Here is an 18,971-nt window from a genome sequence, read left to right on the forward strand (position 1 = left end):
CCTTCCGGGCCTTGCGTGAACAGCTGCCGGTTATGCAACCGGACGCGATGGCCTACTGATTCAAGGAGTATCACCATGACCCGCAAAGTCAAGGCTGCCATCATTGGTAGCGGTAATATCGGCACCGACCTGATGATCAAGATACTCAGGCATGGTCAACACATTGAAATGGGAGCGATGGTCGGCATCGACCCCGCTTCTGACGGTCTGGCACGCGCCCAACGCATGGGGGTGGCTATCACTCATGAAGGTGTCGAGGGGCTGACGCGCCTGTCGGTGTTCAATGAGATCGACGTCGTGTTCGACGCTACTAGTGCTGGTGCGCATGTGAAGAACGAGGCCCTACTGCGTGAGCGCAAGCCAGGACTGCGCATGATCGACCTGACACCCGCCGCGATCGGCCCCTATTGCATCCCGGTGGTCAATGGTGACGACCACCTGGATGCGACGAACGTCAATATGGTCACCTGTGGCGGCCAGGCCACCATCCCCATGGTGGCTGCGGTATCGCGCGTAGCCAAGGTGCATTACGCCGAAATCATCGCCAGCATCTCCAGCAAGAGCGCCGGCCCCGGCACGCGCGCCAACATCGATGAGTTCACCGAGACCACGTCCAAGGCCATCGAGGTGGTTGGCGGGGCGGCGAAGGGCAAGGCGATCATCGTCCTGAACCCGGCCGAGCCGCCGCTGATGATGCGAGATACGGTTTACACGCTGAGCGACTTCGCTGACATCGACCAGATCGAAGAGTCGGTGCAGCGCATGGCCGACGCAGTGCAGGCATACGTACCCGGCTATCGCCTGAAGCAGCGCGTGCAGTTCGACCGCATCGAGGCCGATTGTCCGATCCGCATTCCTGGCGTCGGAGACCGCATGAACGGGCTCAAGACTTCGATCTTCCTGGAAGTCGAGGGTGCTGCACACTACCTGCCAGCTTATGCCGGCAACCTGGACATCATGACCAGTGCCGCGCTGCGCACCGCCGAGAAGTTGGCTGAGCGTTTGCTCGCCTCCCTGGTCGCCTGAGGACATAGCCATGACTCAACAGAAACTCTACATCTCTGATGTGACGCTGCGCGACGGCAGCCACGCGATCCGCCACCAGTACACGGTGGAGCAGGTAAAGCAGATTGCCCGGGCGCTAGATGACGCCAAGGTCGACTCCATCGAGGTTGCCCACGGCGATGGCCTGCAGGGAGGCAGCTTCAACTACGGCTTTGGCGCGCATACAGATCTGGAGTGGATTGAAGCAGCCGCGAGCGTGGTCAAGCATGCGAAGATCGCCACGCTGCTTTTGCCCGGCATCGGTACTGTGCATGACCTCAAGGCAGTCTATGAGGCCGGCGTGCGCGTGGTGCGTGTCGCTACACACTGCACCGAGGCCGACATCTCCAGGCAACACATCGAGTACGCGCGCCATTTGGGCATGGAGGCCGTAGGCTTCCTGATGATGAGCCACATGACTACACCGCAGCACTTGGCCCAGCAGGCCAAGCTGATGGAAAGCTACGGTGCTACTGTCTGTTACGTGGTCGATTCCGGTGGCGCGCTGAGCATGAACGACGTGCGTGACCGCTTCCGCGCCTTCAAGGACGTGCTCAAGCCCGAGACGCAAACAGGAATGCATGCTCACCACAACCTGAGCCTGGGTGTGGCCAACAGCATCGTTGCTGTAGAGAACGGCTGCGACCGCGTGGACGCGAGCCTCGCCGGTATGGGCGCTGGCGCTGGCAACGCACCGTTGGAGGTGTTCATTGCCGCGGCCGAGCGCATGGGATGGAACCACGGCACCGACCTGTACAAGCTAATGGACGCGGCCGACGACTTGGTGCGCCCGCTGCAGGACCGCCCTGTGCGCGTGGACCGCGAGACGCTGGCCCTGGGGTACGCGGGCGTTTACAGCAGCTTCCTGCGCCATAGCGAGATGGCGGCCAGTAAATATGGGCTCAAGACGGTGGATATTCTTGTCGAACTCGGACGTCGGCGGATGGTTGGCGGCCAGGAAGACATGATTATTGACGTGGCACTCGATCTGCTCAAGCAGCAGGAGCACGAGCGTATCCGTTCCGAGCCGGTATCCAGCGAGGCGAACTGAACGGAGCATCACATCACTATTGATACGCATCAGCCCAAAGCCAATGTAGCGTAGCTCCATTGGCTTGCCTATTTCGCGTTCACCGCCCCTCGAGAAACGAGCCCAGTACTATTTCAGGTCGTCCGTAGTTGCTCATCAAAAAAGTATTCTCAGGATGATACGAGGGCGTATGATCTATAATGAATCCGTCAGAATCTTGTGAGTCATTAAAGATGAGCTCCTTGGATAGAAAAAAGCCTCAAAATAGATCGAAAAATAATTATTATAATATCTGCCTCAAGGAGAAAGGATCTGAAGAGCTGACGTGTGAAGAACATGCACGCATCATATTTGATGGGCTCTACGAGTTTGTGGGCCTTCTTGATGCTCATGGAAATGTGCTTGAAGTGAACCAGGTCGCATTGGAGGGGGCCGGGATTACTTTGGAAGAAATACGAGGGAAGCCATTCTGGAAGGCGCGTTGGTGGCAAATTTCAAAAAAAACCGAGGCGACCCAAAAGCGACTTGTTGAAACTGCATCATCCGGTGAATTTGTTCGCTGTGATGTTGAGATTCTTGGAAAATCAGGTGGAAGAGAGGTAATAGCCGTCGATTTTTCATTGCTGCCAATTTGCAATGAAGAAGGGTGCATTGTTTACCTTCTTGCGGAAGGGCGCAATATTACCGATAAGAAGAAAGCCGAGGCCATGCTGGCGTTGAAGAACCAGGAATTGGAGCAGTCGGTTGAGTGTATCCGAAAACTCGATAATGCGAAGAGTGATTTCTTTGCCAAGGTGAGCCATGAGTTGCGCACTCCGCTGTCTTTGATTCTAGGGCCACTGGAAGCCGTTATGGCGGCAGAGGCTGGGCGTGAATCGCCGTATTGGAAGCAGTTTGAGGTCATTCAGCGTAATGCAATGACCCTGTTGAAACAGGTTAACACGCTGCTTGACTTGGCGAAAATGGACGCCCGGCAGATGGGGCTTTCCTATCGGCGAGCCAATCTTAGTCAGCTCACCCGTACTATTAGCTCGAATTTTGAAGGAATAGCCCAGCAAAAATCAATAACGTTCGATACAAAACTGCCTGTACAGATGGTCGCTGAGGTGGATTGTGAGAAATACGAACGCATTATCCTTAACTTGCTTTCCAATGCGTTCAAATTCACCCCTGACGGGGGGCTTATCCGTTGCTGTCTTAGTTTGAGTCGACCAAATTATGCCTTGGTTACTGTATCTGATAGCGGGCCGGGTATTCCTCCTGCACTGCGTAAAGAAATATTTGAACGTTTCCACCAGCTAAGCCAGGAAGGTCAACAAGCTACGCGGGGTACAGGCTTGGGGCTTTCCATTGTGAAAGAATTCGTTGAATTGCACCGTGGAACAATTTCTGTAAGTGATGCCCCGGGCGGGGGGGCGCTTTTTCAGGTAAAGCTGCCGCTGAATGCTCCTGAAGGTGCTTATGTTGCGAGTAACACCGCGCCGCGAAGAGATAATCCTCAGGTCGTGGATACGGATGAGTACCTTTTACTGGCGCCCAATGCGGAAAATGAAGCCGAGGTGCTTCCATTTCAATCCGACCAGCCTCGGGTGCTAATCGTTGAAGATAACCCTGATATGCGTGGTTTTATAAAGGACTGTCTCAGTAGCGACTATCAAGTTTATGTTGCACCCGACGGTGCAAAGGCATTGGAGTTGATGTCAAACATGCCGCCAGACCTGTTGATTACAGACCTGATGATGCCTGTTATGAGCGGCGATATGCTGGTTCACCAAGTGCGTAATAAAAATGAACTTTCACATATCCCGATCATGGTGCTGTCGGCCAAGTCAGACGCAGAACTGCGTGTGAAATTGCTCTCCGAGTCGGTGCAGGACTTTCTTCTTAAGCCATTTTCTGCTCATGAGCTACGAGCGCGTGTAAGCAATCTGGTATCCATGAAGGTGGCAGGCGATGCGTTGCGTAAGGAGCTTTCCGATCAGGGGGATGATATTGCGATACTTACTCACCGTCTGATCAAAAGTCGCCATCGTCTTCAGCAGAGCAACATCGCATTATCCGCCTCGGAAGCGCGTTGGAAAGCAGTGTATGAAAACTCTGCGGCCGGTATTGTACTGACCGACCCGGAAAACCGAATACTCAACGCCAATCCTGCATTTCAACGCATTACCGGATATGGGGAAAAGGATTTGGAGGGACTTTCCATGGAGCAATTGACTCCATCTGACGAAAGCGCACAGATGAAGCAGCGTCTGGCCAATTTGCTTCAGGGTGGGGGAGCGGAATACAGTGTGGAGCGCTCCTATCTATGCAAAAATGGTTCTACGATTTGGGCCAATGCGAGTGTCTCGCTGATGCCTCAACGTGTCGGTGAATCTCCAGTTATACTGCAGATCATCGATGACATCACTGAGAAGAAACAAGCACAGGAAAATCTTAACCAATTGCAGCAACAACTTGTGTACGTTTCCCGATCAGCTACGATGGGTGAATTTGCAGCCTATATTGCACACGAGATAAACCAACCGCTCTCGGCGATCATGACCAATGCCAATGCTGGCACACGTTGGTTAGGTAATGAGCCATCTAACATCCCAGAGGCTAAAGAGGCACTGGCTCGCATTATCCGAGATTCCGACCGCGCTGCAGAAATTATCCGTATGGTACGCTCCTTCCTGAAGCGTCAAGAAACGGTGCTGAAACCGATTGATCTAAAAGCACTGGTAACTGATACAAGCCTGATACTTAAGGCCCCTAGTCAGAATAACAGTGTCAATTTGGATGTTGTTGCGGATGATGAACTCCCTGAGATATGGGGGGATGGTGTACAGATCCAGCAGTTGATAATAAATCTGGCTATGAACGCTATTGAAGCGATCAGCCAAGCCGACTGTGAAACCAGGCAGCTAACCCTGTCATTCTCAGGCAATGATACAGGTGATGCGCTTGTTATCTCTGTGAAAGATACAGGTCCAGGTATTTCAGGGAGGCAGATGGCGCAGTTGTTCAACTCATTCTACACCACAAAAAAAGAAGGGCTTGGTATGGGATTGGCAATCTGTCTTACAATCACGGAAGTGCATAACGGTAAAATATGGGTTGAGTGCCCGCCCGCTGGGGGTGCTTGTTTCCTGGTAAGTATCCCTGCCAGACAGGGCTCCGGCACATGAGTGATCGGGCATCTGTTATCTATATCCTCGATGACGACAATGCAGTACTGGAAGCACTGAGCAGCTTGGTGCGTTCAATCGGCCTGAGTGTCGAGTGTTTTTCATCCGCTAGCGTATTCCTGAACGATGTCAATCGCTCTGCCTGTGGCTGTCTAATTTTGGATGTCCGTATGCCCGAGATGAGCGGGTTGGATGTGCAACGACAACTGAAAGAGCTTGGCGAGCAAATCCCCATTATTTTTATCAGCGGCCACGGTGATATTCCGATGGCAGTCAAAGCGATCAAGGCGGGTGCGGTAGACTTCTTCACTAAACCTTTTCGAGAAGAGGAGCTGCTTGGCGCTATTCGCGCCGCGCTGAGGTTGGCGCCCCAGCAGAGATCAAACGCTCCCCGAGTCAGCGAGCTTAAAGAGAATTACGAAAGCCTCAGCAAACGCGAGCAACAGGTGCTTAAGTTCGTCTTGCGAGGATATCTAAACAAGCAGACGGCTCTAGAGCTTGATATATCGGAAGCAACAGTGAAAGTGCACCGCCATAATATCATGAGGAAAATGAAAGTATCTTCAATCCAGGATCTGGTTCGAGTAACTGAGCGGCTCAAGGATAGCCTGGAATAGTCGTAGTTCTTCATGGCATGTGAAAAGCATGCCATGAAGAATAGGCCAATACCATGCCAGAGTGGCTACTCTGGCATGGTTTCGTGGTCAACCAAGTGTTGGATTGCTTATCTCCTTCACGTTCAGGCTCAAAAATCCTTTTTGCGGAAGTTGTCGTGGATGGCGTCGAACGCTTGCTTGGTGGTGTATAGCATGTGGCCCGGCGACATGAACTTGGCCTCCATGATCGATTTCTTGATATTCTGGTAATTGAGCAGATCGCCGAAATTGCCGTGGACGGAGACCCGGATAATACGGGTCTCCAAAAAAGCATTCCTTATGGTCTGACTGTGGTTTCCACTGTTGCGATGAAGGGCCGCGTCCTAGAGACGCGGCCTGTTTTGCTCAGTTCTGAGCGGTAAGTGGCTGGGAGGAAATGTTATCCCAGCCACCACCCAGGGCCTTGAACAGTCTCACCTCGCTGCTGAGCTGATTGAGGCGGTCCGAAAGGAACTGTTGTTGTGCGGCGAACAGCTCACGCTGTGCATCGAGCACCGCCAGATAATTGTCCACGCCCTCGTCGTAGCGTTGATAGGCCAATTTGTAGTAAGCCTGGTTGTTATCGACCAAGTCGCGCTGGGCCTGCAGTTGTTCGCCAAAAGTGCCGCGCGCTGCCAGGCCATCGGCTACCTCGCGGAAGGCGGTCTGGATGCTTTTCTCGTACTCGGCTACGTTGATGTCCTTGATGACATTGCGGTAGTCGAGGTTGCCGCGCAGGCGCCCTGCGGTGAAGATCGGCAGATTGATCCGCGGCATGAAGGCCCACAGCCCCGAGCCTCCCTCGAACAAACCATCCAATTCATGGCTGGCCGTGCCAGCCGCTGCGGTCAGCGTGATGCTAGGGAAAAAGGCCGCCCGCGCCGCGCCGATATTGGCGTTGGCGGCTAGCAGTCGGTGTTCGGCAGCGCGGATGTCTGGACGGTGCAACAGCAGATCGGCCGGAAGGCCGGTGGAGAGTGCGGCCAGCGGTTGGTCGAGGACGTCGCTGATTGGCAAGTCGGCCGGCAGCTTGGTACCGAGCAGCAATTGCAGGGCATTCATGTCCTGCGCGACCTGGCGGGTATACAGCGTCTGTTGCACGCGTGCGGTTTCCACAAGGCTGCGTGCCTGGCGTACATCGAGTGCCGAGGCAGTACCGACCTCGCGACTCGACTTGATCAGGTTCAGGCTGTTCTCGTAGCTGGCGAGCGTCGAGCGCGCCAGATCGAGTTGAGCCTGGTCGCTGCGCCAGCTCAGATAGGCGATGGCGACATCTGCGATCAACGCGATCTGCATGCTGCGCTGGGTTTCGGCGGCGGCTAGGTATTCTTGCAATGCCGCACGTTCAAGGCTGCGCAGGCGACCGAACATATCCAGCTCGTAGGACATGCTCAGCGTCGTATCGTACTGACTCTGGATACCGGCCTCACCTGTGGGGGATAGATCGGCGGGCAAGCGCTGGCGCGTAGCGCCAACACCGGTATTGCCCCTCGGGAGCAGAGCAGACCGCTCGATCCTGTGCAGGGCGCGGTAGGCCTCGACGTTGAGTGCGGTCTGGCGCAGGTCACGGTTGTTGTTCAGGGCTGTGGCGATCAGTTCGCGCATGACTGGATCGCGAAAGAATACTTGCCAATTCAGCTCTGCATCGCGCGTCTGAGAGGGACGATGAGTACCTGCCTTGAGCTTGGCGTAGGCTTCGCCCTGGGGCCAGCCGGCTTGGATGGGGGCAGGCGGGCGCTGGTAGTCAGGGATGAGACTACAGCCGCTTAGCGCTACGCTCAGTGCGATCGAAAGATAGTGAGTCTTCATGCCAATTCTTCTTCCGCGAGCGCAGCTGGTTTCTTGTTGCGTTCGAACACTTTCACAACCACTACATAGAACAAAGGTACGAAGAACACGGCAAGTACCGTGGCGGTGATCATGCCGCCTACCACGCCGGTGGCAATCGAGTGCTGACTGCCTGCACCTGCGCCGGTGGCACGGGCCATTGGCAGTACGCCAAAGGTGAAAGCGAGAGAGGTCATTATGATCGGACGCAGACGCAGCCTGGCCGCTTCGATGGCAGCCTTGACCAGCGGTACGCCTTCTTTCTCGTACAGTTCCTTGGCGAACTCGATGATCAGGATCGCGTTTTTCGCTGACAACCCGACAGTGGTCATCAGGCCCACCTGGAAGTACACATCGGCTTCCAGGCCGCGCCACAAGGTGGCGAGCACCGCACCAAAGATACCGAGTGGGACCACGAGTATCACCGACATCGGTACCGACCAGCTCTCGTAGAGCGCCGCTAGGCACAGGAACACGATCAGGACGGTCAAGGCATAGAGCATTGGCGCCTGGTCACCTGTTCGGATCTCCTCGTAGGACAGGCCGTTGTAGCTCAGGCCGATACCGGATGGTAGCTGCTGCATGATTTGTGCGATCGCGATCATGGCGTCGCCAGTGCTGAAGCCAGGAGCAGGCTCACCGAGGATATTCACGGCCGAGATACCGCCGTAACGTTCAAGCTTTGGCGAGCCATGGATCCATTCGCCAGTGGCGAAGGCGGAGAACGGCACCATCTCGCCCAAGGCATTGCGCACGTACCATTTGTCGAAATCTTCCGGAGCGATCCGCGAGCTGTCCACCCCCTGAATGTACACACGCTTGACCCGACCCAGGTCAATGAAGTCATTGACATACATCGAGCCCCAGGCAGCGCTCATGGTGTCGTTGATCGAAGCGATGCTGACTTGCAGCGCACGCGCTTTCTCGTCGTCGATCTTGACTTGAAACTGCGGTTCATCGTCCTTGCCGTTGGGGCGTACTGCACGCAGACTGGGGTTCTCGGCAGCCAGTTCCAGGAACTGGTTCCGCGCTGCCATGAGTGATTCGTGACCAAGCCCCAAATTGTCCTGCAAGTAAAGGTCGAAGCCCATCGCATTACCCATTTCAAGGACCGCGGGTGGCACGAAGGCCATAACCGTAGCGTCCTTGATCCTGGCAAAGCGAGCGTTGGCCCGCTCGGCCACGCTGAGCACGTCCTCTCCGGCAGCCTGGCGGGCGGCCCAGTCCTTGAGCACCACCAGCACCAGGCCCGAGTTCTGTCCGCGTCCGGCGAAGTTGAAGCCGTTGACGGTCATGACGTGGTCGACGAGTTGCCCTTCCTCCTTGAGCAGGTAGTCCTTGACCTCCTGTAGAACAACCTCGGTGCGCTCGGCGGATGCGTTCAGTGGCATGCGCACCTCTGTCATCATCAACCCCTGGTCTTCGCTTGGCAGGAAAGCCTTGGGAATTTGGGTGAACAGGTAACCAGTACCGGCGGTGATCAGTGCGAAGATCAGCAGGTAGCGCCCGCGATGCTTGAGTATGCCGCCCACACCCCGCTCGAAGCGTGCGCTGTTGCGGTCAAAGCTACGGTTGAACCAGCCGAAGAAGCCTTTCTTCTCGTGGTGAGCATCATTTTCTGGTGTCTTGAGAATGGTCGCGCACAGCGCTGGCGTGAAAATCAGCGCCACCAATACTGACAGCGACATGCAGATAACGATGGTGACAGCGAACTGTTTGTAGATGATGCCCGCGGAGCCGCCGAAGAATGCCATCGGCACAAATACTGCCGAGAGCACCATACCGATGCCGACCAATGCCCCGGAGATCTGCCCCATCGACTTGCGGGTCGCCTCCAGAGGCGATAGCCCCTCGTCATGCATCAGGCCCTGAATTCAACACATAAGTGCAACGCTCACCCCTGTATGCACTTCGTACGGCGTCTTCCAGCCCAAGCGCTTGCGCGGGCGTAGATTGATCCTCGCTACTGTCCGATTGACGGCTTCGACGGTCAGCTTGCTGAAGTCGCTGCCCTTGGGGAAATACTGGCGGAGCAGACCGTTGGTGTTTTCATTGGTGCCACGTTGCCAGGATGAATAGGGGTCTGCAAAAAAGACCTGGCACTGGCTCCGTAGCGCGATGCGTTCATGCCCGGCAAACTCCCTTCCGTTATCCAGCGTCAGCGTGTGAGCGGCATGGCCCTGAAGCATCAGATTGATCGCCCGCGTTACCTGCCGGCGCGTTCTGCGCTTGACCGGATAGGCGCTCAGATAGCCGCTTTTGCGATCAACCAGGGTCACCAGGTTACCGCCCAGTCCATGTACCGTATCGCCCTCCCAGTCCCCCAGGCGCTCGCGGCTTTCGACCTCGGCTGGGCGTTCACTGATTGACACGCGATTACGCAGCTGCCCGCGCCGATCGTGGCTTCCATAGCGTTTCCGGTAGCGCTTTCGGCGATGTCGCAGATAGGTATAAAGCTCACCACCGGCGCGCTGTTCGGCGGCAATGAACCGATAAATCCACTCATGGCTGACCGCCCGGCTTGGCTGCTCCTGCTTCAACCGCTGGGCGATCTGCTCCGGACTCATGCCATGCTTGAGCCACACCGGGAGATGATGGCTGAGCCATGTCGCCGGCTTGCAAAACTTGCGCGCACCCGCTCGACGAGCATCACTTTCATGGGCCGCAGAAACAGCCTTGTAGATATTCTGGGTGCTGTTGCGGCGAACCTCGCGACTGATCGTCGAGGGATGCACGCCGACCCGCTTTGCAATGCTCGCCTGGCTCTCTGCGGCGCTCAAGCCAGCCTCAATCTGGTAACGTTGTCCCTGAGTCAGCTGCCGGTAATGCGTAGTCATCTGCGCTTGAATCCTTCGGTGTGAGAGCCTGGATTCTACCGGTGGCTGGCTCTCTGCCTCTCGTTTCAAGCGTTGCGCTTATTCTATGAATTCAGGGGCGTTCGACGTTCTCCACGACTACGATCGCATCATCCACCAGCAGGCCGATCGCGAGCACCATGGCATACATGGTCAGTACGTTGATGCTGATACCAAAGTACGGCAGCAATGCAAACGCCGCCAGCAAGACCACCGGCACTGCCAAGGTTGGAATGATGGTGGCACGTAGGCTCTGCAGGAACAGGAACATCACCAGGAACACTAGGACCACGGCTTCTAGGATGGTGTGCACCACGGAGTCGATCGAGGCTTCCACTACCGGCGAGGTATCGTATGGATAGATGACTTCAACGCCTTCTGGCAGGTAGGCCTTCTGTTTCTCAAGCTCTGCCTTGACCGCTTTCACCGTCTCCAGCAGGTTGCCACCGCTGGCCAGACGCAGGCCCAGGCCCGCTGAATCCTGACCTCGGTATTTGGCGGAAATCGCGAAGTTTTCAGAAGCCAGGACGACGCGGCCAAGATCCTTGACGCGCACCTGTGAACCATCCGCCTTGACCTTTACGAGAATTTCCTCAAATTCGGCAGGGGTGGTCATGCGCGTCTTGCCCACTACTGTGGCGTTTAGCTGTACACCCGAGCGGGTCGGCAGGCCGCCGAGTTGGCCAGAGGAGACCTGCACGTTTTGCTCGCGGATAGCTTGGGCCACATCACCAGGGGTCAGCTGATAACTATTGAGTTTGCCGGGATCAAGCCAGATACGCATGGCGTAGGGCGAGCCAAACAAGAGGAAGTCGCCCACACCGTTGATCCGTGAGATGGGATCCTGCAACTGCGAGGCAATCAGGTTGCCAAGGTCGAAGTTGGTCATCTTGCCGGTTTTGTCCACCAGACCGACGACCATGAAGAAGTTCATCTGGTACTTGACCACCCGCAGTCCCTGGCGCTGTACCTCTTCGGGCAGACGAGGAGTGGCCAGTTGCAGCTTGTTCTGCACCTGGACCTGCGCAATATCTGGGTTCGTGCCCTGCTCGAAGGTCACGATGATATTCATGCTGCCATCGGACGCACTTTCCGCAGCCATGTAACGGAAACCATCAAGTCCGTTGAGTTGCTGCTCGATAACCTGGACCACCGTATCCTGTACGGTCTTGGCCGAGGCCCCAGGGTAGACGACCTGGATCGAAACCGCGGGGGCAGCAATGTTGGGATACTGGCTGATCGGCATCTTGGTCAGCGACAGTGCCCCGGCGAGCATTGCGATGATCGCTAAGACCCAGGCGAATATTGGCCGGTCAATGAAGAAGCGAGACATGAATCAATAACTCCTCAATGGGCCTGGGCTTGCACCTGTGAGCCGAATTCGCTCATCAGCTTGACGTTCTTGGCGGCAACAGGCTTAACCGTGATACCTGAGCGGGCCAGCTGGACGCCCTCGGTAATCACCCGCTCGCCATCATTGATACCCGCACCTAGTAACCAGGCGTTGCCTACGGTCTGCAAGGTTTGCACTTCACGCGATTCCACGGTGTTATCTGGCTTAACCACCCATACGGTAGGCACTCCCCGCGCATCACGGCCCACGGCCTGATGGGGAACCAGAATGGCTGCCTGTTGCTCGCCCTCATTGAGCAGTGCATGGACGAACATGCCCGGTAGCAGTTTGTGATCAGGATTGGGGAACTCGGCACGCAGGGTGACCGAGCCGGTGGAGGGGGCGACGCTAACCTCGGAGAACTTGAGTACTCCTTTGAGCGGGTAGGGTGTGCCGTCATCGAGGGTAAGGCTGACTTGAGCCTGATTATCCCCAACGCGCTGCAGGCGTCCTGACTCCAAGGCACGTTTGAGGCCCAGCAGCCTGGTGATAGGCTGATTGACGTCAACATAGATCGGATCGAGTTGGGTAACGGTGGCCAACTCCTGCGCTTGCCCATTGGTCACCAGTGCGCCTTCAGTGACGGCCGAACGCCCGATGCGGCCGGTAATCGGTGCCAGCACCTTGGTGTACTGCATGTTGATACGCGCCATCTGGGCCTCGGCCTGCGCCTGCTTCCAGGTGGCCATTGCGTCGTCGTACTGCTGCTGGCTGATCGCGTTGGTGTCGAGCAGGCGCTCATAACGGCGGGCGAGATTCTGCGCGGTCAACAGGCTCGCCTCGGCACGGGCCAACAGCGCCTCGTAGGTGCGCGGGTCGATCTGGTACAACTGCTCACCCTGCTTCACCTCTGCGCCCTCTACGAACATGCGTTTCTGCAGAATGCCGGAGGCCTGAGGACGCACTTCGGAGACTCGGTAGGCCGAGGTGCGTCCGGGCAGGTCCGTGGTCAGGGTCAGTGCTTGGGCCTTCACGGTATAGACCCCAACTTCGGGAGGCACCGCAGTGCTTTCCACCGTTTCCTGCTTACCGCAACCCACCAGCAGCCAGATGGCTGCTAGCGGAATTAACTGTCTCGCACGCAAAGCTCGCTCGAGTCTCACCGTTCGTCTCCTGGTTGTAGAACTGATCTTTTGGGAATCACAATGCCTGGCCCGCATTGCAGAATAGTGTATCACTATGTGGTTTTTGCGAAACAGCCGTTCATGCCATGCGTGACTGACCTGCACCCAGAAAATGCAGAGACAAGAGAGATCAGTCGCTCGGCTGGCCTGATCGTTCACTTGCCATTAGAGTGGTGGCCAATCATGAGCAGGCACGGTGGCCTGGATCAGAAGGAAACGGTATGAGCGATTCGGAAGAAAGCAGCGCCAGGCATGGCGGTATACAGGTCATCGCGCGGGCTGCATCGATCATGCGGGCTTTGGGAAGTCATCCGCAGGGCTTGAGTCTTGCGGCCATCGCTCAGGTCGTCGATCTGCCGCGCTCGACGGTACAACGCATTATCAATGCGTTGGGCGCGGAGCACCTTGTGGAGGCTCTGGGGCCCAGTGGAGGGTTTCGTCTTGGGCCGGCATTCGGGCGGCTCATCACTCAGGCGCAGACGGACATCATCTCCCTGGTCAGGCCTCACCTGATTGCTCTTTCGGAGCAGGTGTATGAGTCGACTTGCCTGTTGTCTCTGTCTGGCGAAAAAATTTATGTGCTGGATCGCGTTGTTGCTGAACGAGAACTACGCGTCGTCTTTCCCATTGGTATTCATGTCCCGGCGACCGCCGTTTCCGGCGGCAAGGTATTACTGGCCGAATTGTCGGAAGAAGCGCAACAAGCTTTGTTGCCCGATCCTCTACCTGTGTGTACGCCCAGAAGCGTGGCGCGGGAGGCCTTGCTTGAACAATTGAAGACGATCAAGTCCGGTGGTGTGGCGGACGACCATGACGAATACATCGAAGGGCTGTGCTCCTACTCCGTGCTATTGGACACATATCTTGGGCATTACTCGGTATCCATTGTGGCCCCCAATTCACGAGCAACCACTAGGGTGGCGGAATTCCAGCAGGCGCTTCAGGCATGCAAGCAGAATATTGAGGTGACGATTGGTCGAGCGCCTCGGGAGTTTGCGGGTTGATTAGAGGACTTTTGCTCGGCGCAGGCCTACCTATCCCGTGAGAGTTCTCCTTATCGCGCAGACGTTCTGGTCGCGGTGGCAGGACGCTCAGGGGGTCGGGAATGCAATGCGACAAGGACAGCTCAATGACTATTGGGTCGATGGCCAAGTGTTCGTGGTAATAGTCCGGTATGTGGCGTGAAAGCCGTGAGCGGTGATGTTGTACTCCAGTCAAATCCGCTGGAGGGACTTGAATTTGGAAGCGGGGTGGATCGGTCGGCCGGTATGCCGACGACACGAACAGCCTGCCGCCGCCGCTATCATCGACGATGTGGCTCTTGCGCAATTTGCACAGCAGTACGAGGGCTTGCTGGCGCATGGCGGCGGGCACGCTGCCCAAGCGACAGTCGTCCAGGTTCCAGAAGCCGACCGAAGTCGGCGGTGCGTTCAATCGTTGGGTTGCTGGTCATCACGTGGCGGACTTTCTGGCCGCTCGGGCGCGCAAGCGCTCGATCCCGATGGGGATCGGTAAGCGTTCCGCAAGGTATCTACCTGGTCCCTGTATTAAGGGCGATGGTGCCCACCTATTCGATGCCACTTGGCGAGGACGGCGAGGCGATGGCTGACCAGGTTTGCCTTTGTAGCCAGCGGCGACCAGGGCGGTATCAACCTCAATTGGCAGTGAATGGCTCACCCGCCAGCGCCGTTGGGGCGGGCCTAATGCTCGACAATGAACTGCACGGCAACTCTTGGCGTTAGAACGCCTTTACTGAGCGCAGGACCATAGCGCAGTTGCAGCCAGGCAGATAAATAGGCGGTCTGCGATGGCAGGTGTGTTTTGCGCAAGAAAACTGAGCGCAAACGGCGCTTCGCGAGGTGTATAAATGAAACTGTATTATTTATTACGTTTAGCGTATTATAAGTTCGAGTTTAATCTTGTGAGGTCGGATAAGATTTAACTATCAGGTTCTAGCAATTGTGGGGGGGTTAAGGGTTTTTGGGGCTTATTGGTCGTTAATTAGATTGCTTGTAATAAGAGTTCTGGAGGTTGTAGTTACAAACCCTGGTGTGTTCATACAGCACAGATTCTATTTCCTAGATTTACAAGTTAGCACTTCCTTTGTTTGATTCAGTCAGTCTGCATCGCCAGCGCTGCATTCTTACGTAACCGATCCAAATAATCCGTCCATTGCTGCGCGGCCTCCCGACGCTGCGGCAGCAGCTGTGCGCGCGCATATACCGCGCCCAACGTTCCTGGCATGCGATGGGAAAGTGACAACTCGAGCACGATCGGATCGATCCCTAAATGCTCGTGGGCTATGGTGCGGTAGGTGGCGCGAAAGCCGTGGGCAGTAATGGCGTACTCCGGCCAGATCCGCTGGTAGGACTTGGCCAAAGAGGTGGCGTCGATTGGGCGGCCAGGATAGATCGGCGAGACGAACACCCAGCCGTTGCCGGCCTCATCCACCACCCGGCATTTGTACAGTTCACGTAGCAGCACGAGTGCCTGCTCTGGCAGCGGTACGATGTGTTTGCTCTTGTCCAGATACCGAGTTTTACTGACAACGTAACGCCAGTCGGCGCTGATCAGATCAACATCCTCCCAGCGCATTTTCACCAGTTCGCCCGGGCGCACCGGCAGCATCACCAGCAGGCGCATTGCGGTGGTCACGCTGCTCGCGTCGAGTTCATCCAGACGCAACAGGAACTGACCCAAGTCGGCCGGTCGTTCGATCGCGGGATTGCTGGTGACCACGTGGCGGATTTTGAGTTCCTCGATGTTGCTCAGCGCCACGTTGCGTTCTACCCAGCCGCGGCCTTCAGCGAAGCCGAGCACGGCGCGAATGATGGTGCGCACGCGTTTGGCCATGGCCATCGTGCGGGCACGGCGCAGCGTACTGATGATCGAGGTGAGGTGTTCAAGTCTGATTTCTGTGACAGGTTTTTCGCCGATGGCCGGCAAGATGTGATTGCGCAGCGCACCGCGAAACCCTGCAATGGACTTGTTGACCAAATCCGGAGATTTGAAATTCATCCACTCTTCAGCCACGTAAGCGAATGTACGTTCCTCGTTGAGCCATTGCGCCTCGATCTTGGCCTTTTTTGCTTTGAGTGGATCGATGTGATTGGCCACGCTATTGCGCGCTGCCCGGGCGAGCTCACGGGCTTCTTTCAAGCCCACATCCGGATACCTGCCGATCACGAACACGTTTTCCTTGCCGCGAAGACGGTATTTCAGTCGCCAGTACCGTGAGGCTGATTTGCCAGGTTTAAGTGAGGCACGCACCTGTAGATACAGACCCGGTACGTCGCCATCGGCGTACTTGCCTGATGTGGTTAGCGAACGTATGAAGGCATCGCTGAGCTTTTGGCGGAAGGGTGGCGGTTTTTCGGCGGGCATGGTGTGGGGGTATCTTTTTTAATCTGGGCTTGATGTACCCCAAAGATACCCCCAGTCAAGCTGGAATTGAGTGGATTCTGACGGGCGGTTATGGACGAAAAATCTTGCTAACTCTATGTATTTAAAGGTTTTGTGGCGCTCAGTGGAACTCAGTCAAAGACTATCGGGATCCCCAAAAAACATCTGTATCCGCGACCGCAGCCACCGCTCCGCCGGGTCATTGTCCTGTGCCCCCCGCCAGGCCATGTGCAGTTCGAAACTGCGCACGGGTATCGGCAGATCCTCGGCCCGCAAGCCGCCGGCGGCCGTCAGTGCATCCGCCGTGTAGTCCGGTACCGTCGCCACGATATCGGTACCTGCCAGCAAGCTCCCCAGCCCGTTGAACTGCGGTACCGCCAGCACCACGTGGCGCTTGCGGCCGATTTCTTCCAGGGCTTCGTCGATGAACCCGGACAAGTCCCCGGCAAACGACACCAGCGCATGGGGCCGGGCGCAGAAGTCATCCAGGGTGATGCTGCCGGGTACGCTGTCGGCGCGCAGCAGTTTCGGCATGCTGCGGCGCAACACCTTGCGCTTGGCGTTGGCCGGCAGTTCGCTGGTGTAGCTGACACCCACCGAAATCTCGCCCGAGGCCAGCAGGGTTGGCATCAGCAAGTAGTTGACCCGTCGCACCACCAGCACGATACCGGGTGCCTCGGCGCGAATGCGCTTGAGCAGTTGCGGCAGCAAGGCGAACTCGGCGTCGTCCGACAGGCCGATGCGGAACACCGCATTGCTGGTGGCCGGGTCGAATTCGGCGGCGCGGCTGACTGCCGTGGAAATCGAATCCAGTGCCGGTGACAGCAGGGCGAAGATCTCGTGGGCCCGTGCCGACGGCTCCATGCTGCGCCCTGTGCGCACGAACAACGGGTCATCGAACAGGTTACGCAGGCGCGACAGCGCCGCGCTGATGGCCGGTTGGCCGAGAAACAGTTTTTCTGCGGCACGGGTCACGCTGCGCTCGTGCATCAGCGTTTCGAACACGATCAGCAGGTTGAGGTCTACACGACGCAGGTCGTTTCGATTCATCGGTGCGCTTCGCCTAATGTGGGGCAGAGGTGAATCTTAAGGCCAAAGGCTGTTACCCTGCACGGGTTTAGGGGGACCAATCGCAGGGAAAGTCAGGTGCCCAATCGATGACAAGCATGTCGACTATTAATGCCCACTGATGGTCTAACGGGCAAAGCCCGGATAGAGTCAGTGGTAATTAGAGGTTCACAAAGGCGAGGTATGCGATGTCCCGCATGATCCGTTTCCACAAGTTCGGTGCTGCCGACGTGCTCCGTTGCGAAGAGCAGGCCGAACCGTCACCCGCTGCCGACGAGGTGCAGATCCGCGTCGAAGCGGTTGGCGTCAGCTGGTATGACGTGCTTTGGCGCCAGAATCTGGCACCGTCCCAGGCCCGTCTGCCAGCGGGGATCGGTCACGAAATGGCCGGGGTGGTGACTGCGGTCGGGGAAGGGGTCGATGACATTGCCGTCGGTGATCGGGTCGCCAGCTTCCCGGCCACCAGTGCCAACGACCACCCGGTGTACGGCGATGTCATCGTACTGCCCCGTACAGCCATCACGCGCTACCCGAATGTGCTCACCCCGATCGAGGCCAGCGTGCACTACACCCCGCTGCTGATCGCCTACTTCGCCTACGTCGACCTGGCACGGGCCAAGGCCGGGCAGACAGCACTGGTCACCGATGCCAGCCATTGCGCCGGGCCTGCCTTCGTGCAGCTGGGCAGGGCCCTGGGGCTGAAAGTATTCGCCGCCACCAAGGATGCGGCGCAGCGTGACTACCTGCTGGGCTTGGGCGCAGACAAAGTGATCGTCACCGAAGAGCAAGACCTGCTGCTGCAGATTGGCAAGTACACCGATGGCCGTGGTGTGGACATGGTGCTCGACGGCATGGGCGGCCCGCAGATGTCGCTGTTGGGTGATGTGCTGGCGCCGCGTGGCAGCCTGGTGCTGTACGGTCTGCAAGGCGGCAACCAGACGCCGTTCCCGGCCTGCGCGGCATTCCAGAAGAACATTCAGTTCTATGTGCACTGCATCGGTAATTTCACCGGCAAGCCAGAGCTTGGCATCAGCCAGGACCAGGTGGCACTGCAGCGTGCCTTGCGCGATATCAACCAGTTCACCGCCGATCAGCTGCTGACACCGCAGATCATCAAGGTGTACCCGTTCGAGCAGGTGGTCGAGGCGCATCGCTACATGGACCAATGCCCGTGCGGCGGGCGCGTCGTGCTGGACATGGCGCAACACTGACGGTGGCTGGCGCAAGCAGAAAACCCGGGCAATGTCCCGGGTTTTTTATGCGCGGAGTAAAGTGTTTCAACACTTAAAGTAGGACTGTTCCTACAATAAACCCAGATGTGGACTACATATAAGTCCGTAGCTTTCGGGCTGTCAGAAATATCCCGGCAAATAATCAGCCTTGAACGCTTTTGCCTTGCGAGTCACTGTGAACTGACACGGAT

Annotated in this window: 12 protein-coding genes and 2 pseudogenes; 6 read left to right on the forward strand and 8 right to left on the reverse strand. The window is 56.9% G+C overall.

Features of this window, described 5'->3' with window-relative positions; all coding sequences use genetic code 11:
* Positions 1–75: 75 nt before the first annotated feature.
* From LMH93_RS12295 to LMH93_RS12310, 4 genes are all read left to right on the forward strand, one after another.
* Positions 76–1,026, forward strand: a complete 951-nt coding sequence (locus LMH93_RS12295) for an acetaldehyde dehydrogenase (acetylating) (protein ID WP_230065259.1) — start codon at positions 76–78, stop codon at positions 1,024–1,026.
* 10 nt (positions 1,027–1,036) lie between these two features.
* Positions 1,037–2,095: a 4-hydroxy-2-oxovalerate aldolase gene (dmpG, locus tag LMH93_RS12300; protein WP_012052593.1), complete on the forward strand. Its 1,059-nt coding sequence runs from the start codon at positions 1,037–1,039 to the stop codon at positions 2,093–2,095.
* A gap of 221 nt (positions 2,096–2,316) precedes the next feature.
* Positions 2,317–5,244 carry an ATP-binding protein gene (locus tag LMH93_RS12305; protein ID WP_230065260.1) on the forward strand — a complete coding sequence of 976 codons (2,928 nt, stop codon included), beginning with the start codon at positions 2,317–2,319 and terminating at the stop codon, positions 5,242–5,244.
* On the forward strand, positions 5,241–5,861 hold the full coding sequence (locus tag LMH93_RS12310) for a response regulator transcription factor (protein ID WP_230065261.1): 621 nt from the start codon (positions 5,241–5,243) through the stop codon (positions 5,859–5,861). Before LMH93_RS12305 ends, LMH93_RS12310 begins: the two co-directional genes overlap by 4 nt.
* A 128-nt stretch (positions 5,862–5,989) precedes the next feature.
* Here the strand turns inward: LMH93_RS12310 and LMH93_RS12315 are convergent, their stop codons facing one another.
* From LMH93_RS12315 to ttgD, 6 genes and pseudogenes are all read right to left on the reverse strand, one after another.
* On the reverse strand, positions 5,990–6,166 hold the full coding sequence (locus LMH93_RS12315; RefSeq protein ID WP_012052590.1) for a hypothetical protein: 177 nt from the start codon (positions 6,164–6,166) through the stop codon (positions 5,990–5,992).
* A 79-nt stretch (positions 6,167–6,245) separates the two neighbouring features.
* Positions 6,246–7,688: an efflux transporter outer membrane subunit gene (locus LMH93_RS12320; protein ID WP_230065262.1), complete on the reverse strand. Its 1,443-nt coding sequence runs from the start codon at positions 7,686–7,688 to the stop codon at positions 6,246–6,248.
* Positions 7,685–9,580, reverse strand: a pseudogene (ttgE, locus tag LMH93_RS12325) (multidrug efflux RND transporter permease subunit TtgE); the annotation flags it as partial. The gene LMH93_RS12320 and the pseudogene ttgE (LMH93_RS12325), both read right to left, overlap by 4 nt.
* Entirely contained in the window at positions 9,581–10,543 is a 963-nt protein-coding gene (locus tag LMH93_RS12330) for an IS30-like element ISPpu17 family transposase (protein WP_004577240.1), read from the reverse strand.
* 97 nt (positions 10,544–10,640) lie between these two features.
* Positions 10,641–11,894: pseudogene (ttgE, locus tag LMH93_RS12335) on the reverse strand (multidrug efflux RND transporter permease subunit TtgE); the annotation flags it as partial.
* A 14-nt stretch (positions 11,895–11,908) separates the two neighbouring features.
* A complete protein-coding gene (gene ttgD / locus LMH93_RS12340) occupies positions 11,909–13,057 on the reverse strand; it encodes a toluene efflux RND transporter periplasmic adaptor subunit TtgD (RefSeq protein WP_024086925.1) in 1,149 nt (382 codons plus the stop codon).
* A gap of 242 nt (positions 13,058–13,299) precedes the next feature.
* On the opposite strand from ttgD, the gene ttgT reads away from it, so the two are divergent.
* Positions 13,300–14,082 (forward strand): efflux transport transcriptional regulator TtgT, encoded by a 783-nt coding sequence (gene ttgT, locus LMH93_RS12345; RefSeq protein WP_012052586.1) that lies wholly within the window; start codon positions 13,300–13,302, stop codon positions 14,080–14,082.
* Positions 14,083–15,190: 1,108 nt separating this feature from the next.
* Here the strand turns inward: ttgT and LMH93_RS12355 are convergent.
* Complete coding sequence (locus LMH93_RS12355) at positions 15,191–16,462, reverse strand: tyrosine-type recombinase/integrase (RefSeq protein WP_014861300.1); 1,272 nt, start codon at positions 16,460–16,462, stop codon at positions 15,191–15,193.
* Positions 16,463–16,615: 153 nt separating this feature from the next.
* Positions 16,616–17,530, reverse strand: coding sequence for a LysR family transcriptional regulator (locus LMH93_RS12360; RefSeq protein WP_003253946.1), 915 nt, complete (start codon positions 17,528–17,530; stop codon positions 16,616–16,618).
* A 206-nt stretch (positions 17,531–17,736) separates the two neighbouring features.
* Between LMH93_RS12360 and LMH93_RS12365 the strand changes: the two genes are divergently transcribed.
* Positions 17,737–18,759 carry a zinc-dependent alcohol dehydrogenase family protein gene (locus LMH93_RS12365; protein ID WP_003253945.1) on the forward strand — a complete coding sequence of 341 codons (1,023 nt, stop codon included), beginning with the start codon at positions 17,737–17,739 and terminating at the stop codon, positions 18,757–18,759.
* Positions 18,760–18,971: the final 212 nt, after the last annotated feature.

The sequence above is a fragment of the Pseudomonas sp. CIP-10 genome (genome assembly GCF_020911845.1).
Taxonomy (GTDB): Bacteria; Pseudomonadota; Gammaproteobacteria; order Pseudomonadales; family Pseudomonadaceae; genus Aquipseudomonas; species Aquipseudomonas alloputida.